Source organism: Exiguobacterium sp. s91, assembly GCF_018618915.1.
Lineage (GTDB): Bacteria > Bacillota > Bacilli > Exiguobacteriales > Exiguobacteriaceae > Exiguobacterium_A > Exiguobacterium_A abrahamii.
The window spans coordinates 26,417-39,640 of sequence record NZ_JACSMZ010000002.1; the positions used below are offsets into that span (position 1 = coordinate 26,417).

Here is a 13,224-nt window from a genome sequence, read left to right on the forward strand (position 1 = left end):
TAATTCAGTCGCTTAAGGGTATATAGGGATGAGACATAACTAAAGGAGTGAATGCCACATGGCACGCAGAAGTCGGAGTACATCAAAACTCCCATTAATCATCGGAGTCGTTTTTGTCGCCGTGATTGCCTTTTTAGCAATCGGACAATACAACAGCCTCGTCAATGTAGAAGAAGATGTATCGAATAAATGGTCGCAAGTCGACAACCAAATCAAGCGTCGTGCGGATTTAATTCCGAACCTCGTTGAAACTGTTAAAGGTGTCGCGGGTCAAGAAGAAAAAGTATATGGAAAAGTCGCAGAAGCCCAAGCGGGTCTTGCGCGTGCTGCGTCAACCGAACAACGGATCGAAGCCGACCAACAAGTCACGTCTTCGCTTCGGGGATTGATTGCCTTGCAGACGACTTACCCGGAACTTAAATCAAGCGAACGATTCCAATCCTTGATGGACACGCTGGAAGGAACAGAAAATCGTCTCGGGATCGCCCGCAAGGATTACAATGATGCTGTAACCCTCTACAACAAAAAACGTCGGAGCTTCCCAACGACACTCTACGCATCCGCCTTCGGATTCGAGAAAAAGCCGTATTACGAGATTTCAGACAGCGACCGGGAAAATCCGACCGTCGACTTTAACAGTGATTCGAAATGATTCGGCGGTGGACGCGACTTCTGTTGAGCGCGTTCCTCGTCTTCTTCCTCTTCGTTCCAACAGCTAGTGCCGTTTCAGAACGGACGGGAGCAGCCTTCTTCATTCAGGATGATGCTCAGCTGCTCACCCCTTCGGAAGAAGCCGAACTCGCGCAACTCGGTCAGGAACTCGAACGATATACGACGGCACAAGTCGTCCTCAAGACGGTTCCCGATCTAAAGGGACAGGATTTAAGCTCTTACGCCAATGAAACATTTCGGCGCCAAGGCATCGGTCAAGAAGGAAAAGACAATGGTGTTCTTGTCGTCGTCGCTCCGAACGAAAAGGATCGCCAATTTCGGATCGAGGTCGGTTATAAACTCGAAGGGATTTTGACAGACATCACAGCCGGACGTATTCTCGATCAATATGCGGTTCCTTACAAGGAAAACAGTGAGTATGGAAAAGCAGCCTCCGAAACATATAAAGCGGTCGTCAGTGTCATATCAAAAGATCAATCGCTTGAGTCACAGGATCCCCCGAAAACACAAAATGACGATGGACTTCCGCTTTGGACGAAGATTCTGATCGGTGCTGGATTACTGATCTTATTGTTCCTCGATATGAAGTTCACCGGTGGTATGTTCTTCTTTGCGATTTTGAACATCTTCTCCGCGATCATGCGTGGTGGCGGTGGAAATGGTGGCAGTCGTGGTGGTGGCGGAAGTTCCGGCGGTGGTGGTGCCGAACGGTAGAAAAGGAGTCGTTTTTTCATGAGGATCATCTTAGGGTATTATCTCCTCCTGACACTCATCGGATTTGTCTCGATGTGGCAGGATAAACGTCGGGCGCGGCAACATGCTTACCGAACACCCGAAGCGACACTATTGACGATTGCTTTCCTCGGTGGTGCGCTCGGTTCTTGGATCGGTATGTACACAGTTCGGCACAAGACACGGAAAGCGAAGTTCCAATGGCTCGTTCCAATGGCTGCTGTCTTGCATCTCACTTTCTGGTTTGTTTACACTTCACAATGAAAGAATGTGACCGATAGAGGAGAGAACGTACGGAATTGTGTCCGTCGTTCCCTTCTCTTTTTTGTATGAGGTCAATGATTATGAAGAACAGGTTTAATTTCTTTTTCTCTTAGGGTAAAGAATTTAACCAATTTAATAAATACATCTTTTTTTGATGTACTGAGAGGTGGACATCCCTTTATGTGGCATCCTTGCGCCGAATGTACGACATCAATCCGTTTCGTTGAAGCGGGAGCACTCCATATTCAATCACCAACGCCAGAAATCTATTCCTATCAATCGTTCGAACAGCTCGAACAGCTACTGACATCGCTCTTACGTGTAGCGGATTATCCGGTGTCGTGTCGCGCCACACAATCGCGTTATGTGACAGCACCCATCCTAGCTTCAGCACTTCTAGAACAACTGAAGCATCGGTCTGCGATTGATTTCATCCAGCATGGGGTCATGACAAGCCATTTACAACCGATTTATGATATCCAGCGCAACGTGCTCGTCGCGAACGAAGCCTTATTGCGAGCAGCAGATGATAACACGCCGATCTCGCCTGGTGTCTTGTTTTCGACGGCCTCGAAGATGGGACTTCATTCCCGTCTTGATCAGCGGGCGCGTGAAGAAGCCATCCGTGCGACGCATCATATCGGTGGCACAACAAAAACGTTCATCAACTTTCTCCCTTCGACGATCTATAATCCGGAGTACTGCCTGCGCCATACGTTTGAGATCGTCGAACGTTATCAAGTCGATCCGAGTCGGCTCGTCTTCGAAGTCGTCGAAACGGAAAAAATTGAAGACGTCAACCATTTGAAACACGTCTTCGAACAATATAAAAAGCAAGGCATTCAAGTAGCACTGGACGATGTTGGCGCTGGTTTCTCGACACTCGATATGTTGTCCTTGCTTCAACCGGATTATATTAAGATTGATCGTTCCTTCATCGATCACTGCGATACGAACTCAGAAAACGAAGCCTTTTTACGAAAAGCCCGTCATCTGACACGAGAAATGGGAATTCAAATCTTAGCGGAAGGCATCGAACGGCAAGAAGAACTCGATCTTTGCCGCGAACTCAGCTTCGATCTTGGTCAAGGATACCTACTCGGTCGCCCTGCTCCTTATGCTCGCTTTGCGAAAGCACAATAAAAATACGCACATGGACCGTTTGATGATTATTCGGCACATGTGCGTATTTTTATGTTAAGTCGTCGAAACGAAAACCGTCTCGTTCCGTGTAATAGCATCCACTAGTTGTTCCATTGACACGATCGGACGCAACAGACGACACAATTCCTCTTTCGATGTCCGTAAAGCAAGTGTTTCGACGACATCGAGCGATAATGCGAAGTCTGCGAGTGCCGTCGGCTGTTCTTGTGCAAGAAGATAGTCACGCAACTCTGCATAATCATCATCATGTCCGAGTAACTTCTCTTGAACGAGTAGTCCGTAACCGACCTTACTCCCGTGCAAGAACGCATGCGTTTCTGGATGAGGAGATAACGCGTTATGCATTGCGTGTCCAATTGCACCACGCGTCGCCGCGTCACCAAAACCACCAATGCTTCCGGCTAACGGAATGACGGTTTCGACGAGATGTTGCATTTCAACGGGATACTCACGAAAACGCGTTTCCGTTATATTCGTCGACAAGATAAGAACCTTACAACGTTCAGCTGTTCGAAGCGCCATCTCAATGACGGGATCTTCAGCTGATGATCCGCTTAAGGCACGTGCTTCATACCACTTCGCTAGCGTATCGACGAGTCCGGCTACGAAATAATCATACGGACTTGCTGCGATGATCCGATGATCGAGTAAAAGGGCTTCAATCACGACGGGGAACGTATCAAATCGGATATACTGTCCCTCTTCGTTATACATGACACTGAGCGGAGTCCACGGAGCACAGTTCGAGACGATCGTCGGAATGATGATGATCGGGCGTCTCAATTGAAACGCGACCTGTTTTGCCGTATCGATGACACTCCCGCCTCCGAGCGCGAGAATCACATCGTACGGAGCACATACTTGTTTGAAAGCTTCCACCTGTTGATCCGTACAATGCCCTTCAAATAAAAGACGTGGTAATGCTGGTAAAGCAAAAGCAGCTGCTTCATAGGCTTGACGTCCATGAATCAGGACTGCTGAACGATTACCTATCACTTCTTTAAGTTGATCGAGCGCGTTTTCCTCATGTATGTATTGCAAAACAGCTTGTCGAATCACAGAATCGCCTCCTAATATTTGTTATCGCTCAGTATACGCAAAAGAACTCGCTTCGGCAATCATTCGATTTTTACAGGAGGAGCGCGTACACTAGAAAAGAGAAGAATTTACTACAAAGGAGTCGATGAATCAATGCAACAGATCACGTTAAACAACGGCATCAGTATGCCCCAACTCGGATATGGTGTCTTTAAAGTACCGGAAGAAGAAGTATATGAAGCGGTCAGCGAAGCACTCCGCGCCGGGTATCGTTCAATCGATACGGCGATGATTTACGAGAACGAAGAAGGTGTCGGTCGCGCGCTGCGTGACTCGGGCATTCCCCGAGAAGAGATCTTTCTAACGACGAAAGTCTGGAATTCCGATCACGGCTATGAAGAGACACTTGCCGCTTTCGAGACGAGTCTGCAAAAGCTTGGTGTCGATTACGTCGATTTGTACCTGATTCATTGGCCGATGCCAAAAGAGGATCGTTATGTCGAGACATGGCGGGCGCTCGAACATCTCTATGCAGAAGGAAAGACGCGTGCCATCGGTGTTTCGAACTTCCATATTCCGCACTTGGAACGAATTTTAGCCGAAGGATCAATCGTTCCTGCCGTCAATCAGATTGAACTCCATCCGTTCATTAGCCAAGAAGCGATCCGAGACTTTTGCCGCAAGCACGGTATCGTCGTTGAAGCTTGGAGTCCGTTGATGAAAGGACGCGACGCGTTAACGCATCCGGTCATCGTCGATATCGCCGATCGTCATCAGAAAACGCCAGCTCAAGTCGTCCTCCGTTGGCACTTGCAACACGATATCGTCGCGATTCCGAAATCTGTCACGCCAAGCCGCATTCGCGAAAATCTTGATGTCTTCGACTTCACCTTGTCAGACGCTGATATGCAAGCCATCGATCAATTGAACGCCAACGTGCGTACAGGATCAAATCCGGATCATAAATAAGGCGAGACGCTTCTCGTTTAATCTCCATACAAAAAGAAGGTACCTTTCGGAATTGATCCGGAAAGTACCTTCTTTGATGATGACCCTGATGCGTGATTCTAATCTATTATTTTAGCGGTCTAAATTATTTCCATGGTCTTGCTTGGCGATGTCATCCGATTGATGTTTCGATTGACGATGTTCTTCGCCGTCTTGCGTTGCATCATGTTCTTTTTCCTCGCGTTCTGTTTCCGGCCGGCGGAAATCGTCATCCCGACGCATCGCGATGTCCGGTTCCCGGTTCCCGTCGAGTTTTTTTGAATGATCGATTGCCTGCTCGTCTTGCGGCATCTTATCCGTACCGGCACGGTGCAAATCAATCTCTGCATGCTCTTCCTTCGAATCTTTATCAACATCAAGCGGATTACCGGAGCCGAGCTGTGCATTGGAGTTCGCATCTGATGACGTATGCGTCTCTTCGCCACTACCATAACGGACTTTTACATCAGGATGCGTATTATCTGTATTTAAATGTGGATCGAACTGGATGTCTTGGACTTCAAGTAAAAGAACGAAGCCCCCACCTTCGACTTCCGTTTTGCGTTGTTCGATTTCATTGTCTGATAGATCAAGTGACCCGAACAGATCATCGACTTCTTGATCACGACCTTTGTTCCCACGAATCCGATCAATCCAAGACGGTTTCGTCGTCGCGATTTCTGCGTCCATTTGGCTACGGACGAGTGCGATGTTCGACTTCTCCTTGACGATGACGTAGAAGTCTTCCTCCCGGTGTCCTTGAATGTGCAGTTCGTCCATTTTTGAAATCAATTCTTCCTCTGAATAGAACGTTCCGATATATTGTTTTGTTTTCATGGATGTTCTCCCCTTATTAACACGATTTGTCATGCGTGACTTCTATAAGGAGTATTTCCTCTTTTGCGTTAAAATATGCCAAAAAATATGCGTTCCGTTAAAACGTCATCTGTTTGACATGTAAACAATCATTCGCCGACGAGTTTCAGACCAATCGTCGCACTTAAGACGAGACCGATACAAACCAGTCGCTTCCAGTCTTTTGATTCGTTATAGAGCACCATGCTGAGGATCGCACCGCCCGCTGCTCCGATTCCCGTCCAGACCGCGTACGCCGTTCCCATCGGTAAACCATTCATCGCAAGCGTTAAGAATAGGAAACTGAGTCCGAATCCTGTTCCCATCAACAGTAGATTCTTCGCATTCTTATTTTGATTGAACGTATTGATCAAGACGACACCAAACATCTCAAAGATTCCGGCAATGATTAAATAAATCCAACTCATGCTGATTTCTCCTCTCCACTGACTAACTTCAGACCGATGACGCCGACGAGTAAGACAGCAATCAATGCTAATTTCATCACGGAAGCGGCTTGATCGAATAACACGATATCCGTCACGACCGTTCCTGCTGTTCCGAGACCGACGAAGACAGCATAGACCGTTCCGACTGGTAAATGGTTACTCGCTTTAATTAGCACGGTAAAGCTAACGATGATACAGACGATCGTTGCAGCCCACTCAAGTGGTGTTGCCGCATGTTTTAATCCAATGACCCAGCCCACTTCAAAACACGCTGCGACGATGATGCCAATCCAATACTTTGCCATAGTAATTGCCTCCTGATAGGTAAATTCAAATGAAAAAGCCCGGGAGTAAGCGAGACGATTCGCTTTACTCCCGGGCTTTTATCCCTCCGTTGCATGGACAAACGTCCATGTTCCTCCCTCGGTCCAGCCGTACGGAACCCTAGAGGATACTCCCTATTCCATTCGATACAACCACCCTAGCACGCGCTTTTTCCTATGTCAAACAGGAATCCGTTCCCCATCTGTCAAATAGAATCAAAGTCACTTCATCTGAAAGAGGAGGATGCTGCATGCGGTATAAAATCAATGATCAACTTCGGATTCGTCGTTTTACACCAGAAGATGTAGAAGCCGTTCACGCTTATGCCTCACAACCCATCGTCAGTCAATTCCAGTCGTGGGGACCGAATACCGAAACGGATACGAAACAATTCCTACACGATGCGCTTGAAAGTGAACTCGAGACACCAAGACGTCGTTATGTCTTTGCCGTGACGTTTCCAAGTGACGTCGTCATCGGTGCCGGTGAACTCGTCATCACAGACGTTGAGAATAAAATCGCCGAAATCGGATACGTCCTCTCGCCTGATGAATGGGGGAACGGATACGCGACGTCGATTGCCTCTTTCCTTCTCCAATTCGGTTTCGAAAAACTAGAACTACACCGCATCACGGCAACGTGTGACCCGCGGAACGTCGCTTCCGAACGCGTGTTGCAGAAAGTCGGCATGACGAAGGAAGGACAGCTCCGCGAGACGGTCTATCTCGAAGACCACTGGCGCGATTCCTTGATTTACGGCATGCTCGACTGGGAATGGCAAGTGGATCACGAAGAAGATAACTAACATATGATTTTAAACGGTGTGCCGAGGCATACCGTTTTTTATGGACAATCTCCTATTTTTTTGATTTTTATCAATTTTTAAACAAGCGCATGCTACACTATTCATAATGACAAATTTTAAGAATTGGAGTGAACCTCTTGATGAAAAAATGGACTGCTCATGTTGCTGGACTTGCCGCAACGTTAATGTTGAGCTCGGTTTTACCCGCACCCGCTTTCGCTGAATCGCCACCTGATCAACCGACAGCAGAAACACAAACAGTCACCGAGACGACCGGGGCGGCTTATTTGAAAGAGGATGCTGCGTTGCTGCAAACGGCTGATTCCACAACGGTCATTCAACAACTACCAGCAGGAACGACATTGAAGACACTCGGCACGGACGGTGACTTCACTCGTGTCAGTTGGCAAGAAGGTACTGCGTATGTCGCAACAAACGCGTTAACGCAAACAGCACCTGTCTTTCAAAAACAAGCTACGCTGATGTCGAAAAGTCCACTCTCATTAGTTGCTTCACCATTTGATCCCACCGTCGTGACGACACTTCCCGCCTATCAGCGAATCGATACATACGGCACTTTCGACACGTTCACGCGTCTGAAATGGAACGAGCAATACGTCTACGTACCGACGGCACAACTCGAGCAACTTCCGAAATTAGTTGGGACGCGTTATGCCAAACGAACGACTTCTCTCTTCGTTGAGCCGAAGACGACGAGCGCGAAGACAGCCGTCGTTCAAAATCAAGCATTTGAAACGTTCGGTACGACCGGTACTTTTACACGCGTGGCGACTAAAACGGGTTACGCCTTCGTATTGACGGCTGATTTAGCTGATGCGCAGGTCGAAAATTATCCGGAAACAGGACTGCGTTATGCCAAACGAACGACTTCTCTTTTCGTTGAACCGAAGACGACGAGCGCGAAGACAGCCGTCGTTCAAAATCAAGCATTTGAAACGTTCGGTACGATCGGTACTTTTACGCGTGTTGCGACTAAAACGGGTTACGCCTTCGTATTGACGGCTGATTTAGCTGATGCGCCGGTCGTGAACCATCCGGAAACCGGGCTACGTTACATCCAACAGCAGACGACGGTCTATGCTACTGCGACTACGAAAGGAAAAGTCGTACAATCGATTCCTGTGAATACTTCCCTTCAGACGTACGGCATCGAGGGGTCATTTACACGAATCAAACGAAACGACGAGTATGCCTATGTGTTGACGGCACATCTCGGTACGTTGAAATACTATCCGAAGACTGCACGCCTCTATGTTCAGCGCGTTACGCCAATCTATTCGGATGTCAAATCTTCAAGTCCTGTCTTAAAGCAACATCAAACGAATACGCTGCTGACGGTGTATGGCACAAGCGGTGCCTATAGCCGGATCATCTTCCGTGGAGTTCATGCTTACGTCAAGACAGCTGATCTCGATACTGGAAAAGTCTATGCATCAACCGGGACACGATACGCGAAACGCAATTTGTCCGTCTACACGTCTGCTTCGACGAAGAGCAAAATTATGTATTCCGTCAAACGAGCTGATAAGCTAACGATTTACGGCACAAGCGGTAGTTACACACGCATGAAAAAAGGATCGGTCTACGGCTACGTCAAGACGACGGATCTCGTGACGAAAAAGCCGGATCTGTATGACGTCACTGGTCAACGCTATGTGACGGAAGACGATGTCGTCATTCGTTCGCAGGCAAAACTTTCGAGCAAAAAAATCGGCACACTAAAAAAAGGTACCTCGATTTCGATCTACGGAAAAAGCGGTTATTATACACGCGTCAAATATAAAAATGCCTTTGGTTTCGTCGATTCGAGTCGTATCGGACTGAACAAGCCGACGGCAAAAGCAAAAAAAGGCACGACATTTTATGTCCACCTGGACCAGACGCCACTCTTCTCTGCCGACGTAGCTTACAGTCGCCCAGCTGCCTATTTGAAGAAAGGGACGAAATTAATCGGTCTAAAATCAATTGATGATGATTTTTGGCAAGTTCGCCTGGCAAATGGTCAAACGGGTTACGTCCTCAACCCTTATATCAGCACGAGCAAACCCGATATGAAACTGACACAAAAAGCGATCGACCGGGCGAAAATCTATACGGTCAAACAGACGACGTCGTTCTTTGCGAGTCCAACAAGTCCAAAAGGTAGCGGACTCGTTGAACAAGGCAAACGGGTTTATCCGCGTCATCGAGTCGGAAACTTCTATGTCATCCAGTCAGGCTGGACACCTGTTTATCTTCCTGTATCCGCTGTGACGATCACGTCCGATAAACGGGTCGTTAAAAAGAATAATACGCGTGGTGAAAAGCTGATCCAAGCAGCCGTTCAACATATCGGTACACCATACACATGGGGTTCGCAAGATGCCGTGAACGGTGGTTTTGACTGTTCCGGTTTGATTCACTACGCGACGAACAAGGCCGGAAAATACGGTGGTCGGACGAACGTTCGTGGCTACTGGTATGGTGCTTTCTTTACAAATCGCCGGACGAGTATTGCAAGCGGTAAACGCTCGGATATCGTCTTCTTCCAGAACACTTATACAGATGGTCCATCGCATATCGGAATCATGCTCGATAGCGAACACTTCATCCATGCAGGCGGTTCACAGCTTCAAATCAACTCGATTTACGAACCGCGTTGGCAGGAGCATTTCCTCGGATTTAAATCGATGTAAGACAAAAAAAGACGAATCCGTCGAAATCGACGGGTTCGTCTCTTCTTATCGCAATACGTCAGAATGTCATCTCGACGTATTTCGTTACTTGTCGATCCATCAAGTATAACTCGATCTGTTCACGGTAGGCTTTATAGTGATCGGATGCGATATGCGCTTCAAGTGCCTCTTCATCACGATACACTTCATACAGCATGAATTGATGCTCATCCTCGATCGATTGATGTAAGGAATAACGTAAGCACCCTTCTTCTTTTTGTGAGGCATGATAGACCGTTTGTAGAATCGGGAAGACTTGATCCGCAAGTCCTGCTTTGATTGTAAGTACAGCGTTGACGACGATTTCTCCCATGTTTCATTATCCCCTTTCGTGATTACCTGTATCTGTACCCATTTTCACGAAAAGACACACGTCAAAGGAGCTTGAAGATGCAAACTCAACTTTTTGAAGCACTTGAACAATTCGAACCGACGATGATCGCGTTACGTCGTGATTTTCATCGACATCCGGAACTCTCTTTCCAGGAAGTCCGCACACCAGAACGAATTGCAAACTTTTACGCGGAGCAGGGCATCCCTTATCAAACAGCCGTCGGAGGTCGTGGTGTCGTCGCGACGATCGAAGGTAAACAACCTGGTCCGACGATTGCGGTCCGCGCAGATTTTGACGCATTACCACTTCAGGAAGAGACAACGCTTGCTTTCCGGTCGATCCATCCTGGTATCATGCATGCTTGCGGGCATGATGGTCACACGGCAATGGTGATGGCCCTGGCTGCTACGCTCTATCCGTTACGTGATCAATTGCAAGGAACGATTCGAATCATTCACCAGCATGGTGAAGAGGTCTTTCCCGGTGGAGCCATCCAAATGATTGAAGCCGGTGTCCTCGAAGGTGTCGATGCGATTTTTGCGACACATCTCGAAAATGATTTACCAGTCGGTACGATTGGGTTTCGGGAAGGACATACATTATGTGCAATCGACGAATTCGAAATCATCGTTCATGGTCAAGGTGGACATGCGCAAGCACCGCACAAAACAAAAGATGCGCTCGTCGCTGGAGCGCAGCTCGTCTGTAACTTACAGCATCTCGTCAGTCGACGGGTCGATCCGTTCGAGCCGGCTGTTCTCGCAATCGGATCCTTCCATGCGGGAACGGCACCGAACATCGTCACGGGTGAAGCACGCATCGTCGGTGAAATTCGGACGTTCAATGAGACATTGCGGCATCAGCTCCGGCAAGAAGTCGATCTTGTCGCCAAAACGACATGTGCCGGCATCGGTGCTACCTATTCAATCGACTTCACGACGGGTTACCCGGCGCTCTGGAATCATCCGGACGAGACAAAACTTGTTCAGGAAGCCGCTTCTTTCTTACCGGAAGCATCCGTCCGGGCACTCACACCAATGATGGCTGCGGATGACTTCGCGCATTATCTAACACATGTCCCGGGAAGTTATTTCTTCACTGGCTCCGGATATACGGACGGTCGCGTCAACTATCCACAGCATCATCCGCAGTACGAAATCAACGAACAGGCGTTGTTGATTGGTGCGAAGACACTCGGAGCGACGGTTTTACGTGCCTTAAAACCTAAGGATTGACTTTATTTCTGTGTGAATGGTATCATCACAACAATGATAACGAATGACATCAACTTCATATACCCTTATCAAGAGTGGACCGAGAGATCTGGATCGATGACGTCCCAGCAACCTGCGCATAGCAAGGTGCTACGACCAGCAAAGCGAAAGCTTTGGTTGATAAAAAGCGGCGACTCCTTTTGCAACCAAGCGAAGGAGTCGTTTTCGTTTTCTCGCTGTCAGACATACAATGGGGATTTCCCACGGAGAGGAAGAGACAGATGGAAAAAGCAACATTTGCAGGTGGATGTTTTTGGTGCATGGTGACACCGTTTGAAGAATTACCAGGAATCGAGGGAATCGTATCAGGTTACATGGGCGGACACGTCGACAATCCGACATACGAGCAAGTCAAAACAGGAACGACGGGACATCTCGAAGTCGTCCAAATCACGTTTGATCCGAGCCTGTTCCCGTACGAGCGTCTGCTCGAACTCTACTGGCCACAAACGGATCCGACGGATGCAGAAGGTCAATTCCAAGATCGCGGCACGCAGTACGCACCAGCGATCTTCTATCATACGGATGCACAGCACGAAGCAGCGATCGCTTCCCGTGACGCCCTTGCTGCAAGCAATCGTTTCAAACAACCGATCGTGACGCGGATCGATGCCGCTTCTGAATTTTATCCGGCGGAAGAGTACCATCAAGACTTCCATAAGAAAAATCCAGAACACTATAAAAAAGATCGTGCTGCTTCTGGTCGCGATGCTTTCATCGAGCAGGAATGGAAAGATACGACGACGGTCTAATCACTTCGAACCATATACAGTAGCTGAAACTGATTTCAAACATCTCGTTCTTACCCTACTTTCAGTAAAAAGTGGAGGATGATCGAGATGTCGTGGAATCAGTTTTTTTTGTATGTAAAAAAATGATGTCTTCTTTACCAACACCCTTACATAAATTTGTAATCGTTTACAAAAGAAGCCTTTTGTTTTACGGTTAATAAAAATTAACCGGTTAAAAAGGAGATCAGTGCATGGAACAAAAAGCGATTCACATGTTAGAGAACTATGAACAGTTAAAAGTGATCAGTGATCCGTTACGAACAAAAATCCTCATGTTTCTCGTCGAAAAACCACACACGGTACATCAGTTAGCCCACTTGCTGACGTTATCCCGCGCGAAGGTCCTCTATCACGTACGGGAACTTGAAAAGCATGACTTGATTCGTCTCGTCCGTACGGAAGAACAGGGCGGCAATCTATTGAAATACTATCAAGCGATTGCTCGAGGATACATTCCTGCCGATCATCTACTGAACTTCGTCGAGACGAATGAAGCGACCCGGCAGTCGTATCTTGAGGTACTAGACCGGGCAAAGACACGCGTTCTTACGGCTCCGACAGCTACTTTTTCTCCTTCATCTTCGAACATCGAGGACTGGATGAGCTTATCACTTCAAAAGGAACTGGCGATGTCTGAAGCCGATTTTCGGCAGTTTGCTACAAAATATCGTGCTCTATTGGACGAGTTCACACGGTCCCCTTCACTAGACAAAAAAGATAAAAAACACTTCTATATCATGACGACTGCCTTTGCAATTGATGAACCACTATTTGAGAATGACGACGTCTAAACCGGAGGT

The 13,224-nt window shown here is 47.7% G+C and carries 15 protein-coding genes and 1 riboswitch; of the genes, 10 read left to right on the forward strand and 5 right to left on the reverse strand.

The features are described 5' to 3' along the window. Window positions 1-58 precede the first annotated feature (58 nt). The 4 genes from KNQ06_RS11595 (at window position 59) to KNQ06_RS11610 (ending at window position 2,811) form a co-directional block, all read left to right on the forward strand. Complete coding sequence (locus KNQ06_RS11595) at window positions 59-652, forward strand: LemA family protein (RefSeq protein WP_215148348.1); 594 nt, start codon at window positions 59-61, stop codon at window positions 650-652. Further along, window positions 649-1,386, forward strand: coding sequence for a TPM domain-containing protein (locus KNQ06_RS11600; RefSeq protein ID WP_064300619.1), 738 nt, complete (start codon window positions 649-651; stop codon window positions 1,384-1,386). The genes KNQ06_RS11595 and KNQ06_RS11600 overlap by 4 nt, the downstream gene beginning before the upstream one ends. 18 nt (window positions 1,387-1,404) lie before the next feature. After that, window positions 1,405-1,668: a DUF1294 domain-containing protein gene (locus KNQ06_RS11605; RefSeq protein WP_149426779.1), complete on the forward strand. Its 264-nt coding sequence runs from the start codon at window positions 1,405-1,407 to the stop codon at window positions 1,666-1,668. 180 nt (window positions 1,669-1,848) lie between these two features. Then, a complete protein-coding gene (locus KNQ06_RS11610; RefSeq protein ID WP_215148350.1) occupies window positions 1,849-2,811 on the forward strand; it encodes an EAL domain-containing protein in 963 nt (320 codons plus the stop codon). Between the two features lie 54 nt (window positions 2,812-2,865). Here the strand turns inward: KNQ06_RS11610 and KNQ06_RS11615 are convergent, their stop codons facing one another. Further along, the gene (locus KNQ06_RS11615; protein ID WP_215148352.1) at window positions 2,866-3,891 is read right to left on the reverse strand and encodes an iron-containing alcohol dehydrogenase; all 1,026 of its coding nucleotides are present in this window, start codon (window positions 3,889-3,891) and stop codon (window positions 2,866-2,868) included. Between the two features lie 132 nt (window positions 3,892-4,023). Between KNQ06_RS11615 and KNQ06_RS11620 the strand changes: the two genes are divergently transcribed. Next, window positions 4,024-4,839: an aldo/keto reductase gene (locus KNQ06_RS11620; RefSeq protein WP_215148355.1), complete on the forward strand. Its 816-nt coding sequence runs from the start codon at window positions 4,024-4,026 to the stop codon at window positions 4,837-4,839. Window positions 4,840-4,950: 111 nt separating this feature from the next. Here the strand turns inward: KNQ06_RS11620 and KNQ06_RS11625 are convergent, their stop codons facing one another. The 3 genes from KNQ06_RS11625 to KNQ06_RS11635 all read right to left on the reverse strand — a co-directional run bounded on the left by KNQ06_RS11625 (window position 4,951) and on the right by KNQ06_RS11635 (window position 6,466). Continuing rightward, window positions 4,951-5,694, reverse strand: coding sequence for a general stress protein (locus KNQ06_RS11625; protein WP_215085086.1), 744 nt, complete (start codon window positions 5,692-5,694; stop codon window positions 4,951-4,953). A 128-nt stretch (window positions 5,695-5,822) separates the two neighbouring features. Further along, the gene (locus KNQ06_RS11630) at window positions 5,823-6,140 is read right to left on the reverse strand and encodes a DMT family transporter (RefSeq protein WP_023467016.1); all 318 of its coding nucleotides are present in this window, start codon (window positions 6,138-6,140) and stop codon (window positions 5,823-5,825) included. Further along, a complete protein-coding gene (locus KNQ06_RS11635; protein WP_029340708.1) occupies window positions 6,137-6,466 on the reverse strand; it encodes a DMT family transporter in 330 nt (109 codons plus the stop codon). Before KNQ06_RS11635 ends, KNQ06_RS11630 begins: the two co-directional genes overlap by 4 nt. A gap of 269 nt (window positions 6,467-6,735) precedes the next feature. Between KNQ06_RS11635 and KNQ06_RS11640 the strand changes: the two genes are divergently transcribed. Both KNQ06_RS11640 and KNQ06_RS11645 read left to right on the forward strand, forming a co-directional pair. Beyond that, the gene (locus KNQ06_RS11640; RefSeq protein WP_023467014.1) at window positions 6,736-7,290 is read left to right on the forward strand and encodes a GNAT family N-acetyltransferase; all 555 of its coding nucleotides are present in this window, start codon (window positions 6,736-6,738) and stop codon (window positions 7,288-7,290) included. A 140-nt stretch (window positions 7,291-7,430) separates the two neighbouring features. Next, entirely contained in the window at window positions 7,431-9,986 is a 2,556-nt protein-coding gene (locus KNQ06_RS11645; RefSeq protein ID WP_251133563.1) for a C40 family peptidase, read from the forward strand. 58 nt (window positions 9,987-10,044) lie between these two features. Here KNQ06_RS11645 and KNQ06_RS11650 read toward each other — a convergent pair whose 3' ends face one another. Beyond that, a complete protein-coding gene (locus KNQ06_RS11650; RefSeq protein ID WP_029340705.1) occupies window positions 10,045-10,338 on the reverse strand; it encodes a putative quinol monooxygenase in 294 nt (97 codons plus the stop codon). Between the two features lie 77 nt (window positions 10,339-10,415). On the opposite strand from KNQ06_RS11650, the gene KNQ06_RS11655 reads away from it, so the two are divergent. The 3 genes from KNQ06_RS11655 (at window position 10,416) to KNQ06_RS11665 (ending at window position 13,215) form a co-directional block, all read left to right on the forward strand. Further along, complete coding sequence (locus tag KNQ06_RS11655) at window positions 10,416-11,594, forward strand: M20 metallopeptidase family protein (RefSeq protein ID WP_215148357.1); 1,179 nt, start codon at window positions 10,416-10,418, stop codon at window positions 11,592-11,594. A 62-nt stretch (window positions 11,595-11,656) separates the two neighbouring features. After that, a riboswitch (SAM riboswitch) is annotated at window positions 11,657-11,760 on the forward strand. Window positions 11,761-11,854: 94 nt separating this feature from the next. Further along, on the forward strand, window positions 11,855-12,385 hold the full coding sequence (msrA, locus tag KNQ06_RS11660) for a peptide-methionine (S)-S-oxide reductase MsrA (RefSeq protein ID WP_023467010.1): 531 nt from the start codon (window positions 11,855-11,857) through the stop codon (window positions 12,383-12,385). A 230-nt stretch (window positions 12,386-12,615) separates the two neighbouring features. Then, window positions 12,616-13,215 carry a winged helix-turn-helix domain-containing protein gene (locus KNQ06_RS11665; RefSeq protein WP_064300613.1) on the forward strand — a complete coding sequence of 200 codons (600 nt, stop codon included), beginning with the start codon at window positions 12,616-12,618 and terminating at the stop codon, window positions 13,213-13,215. Window positions 13,216-13,224 lie beyond the last annotated feature (9 nt).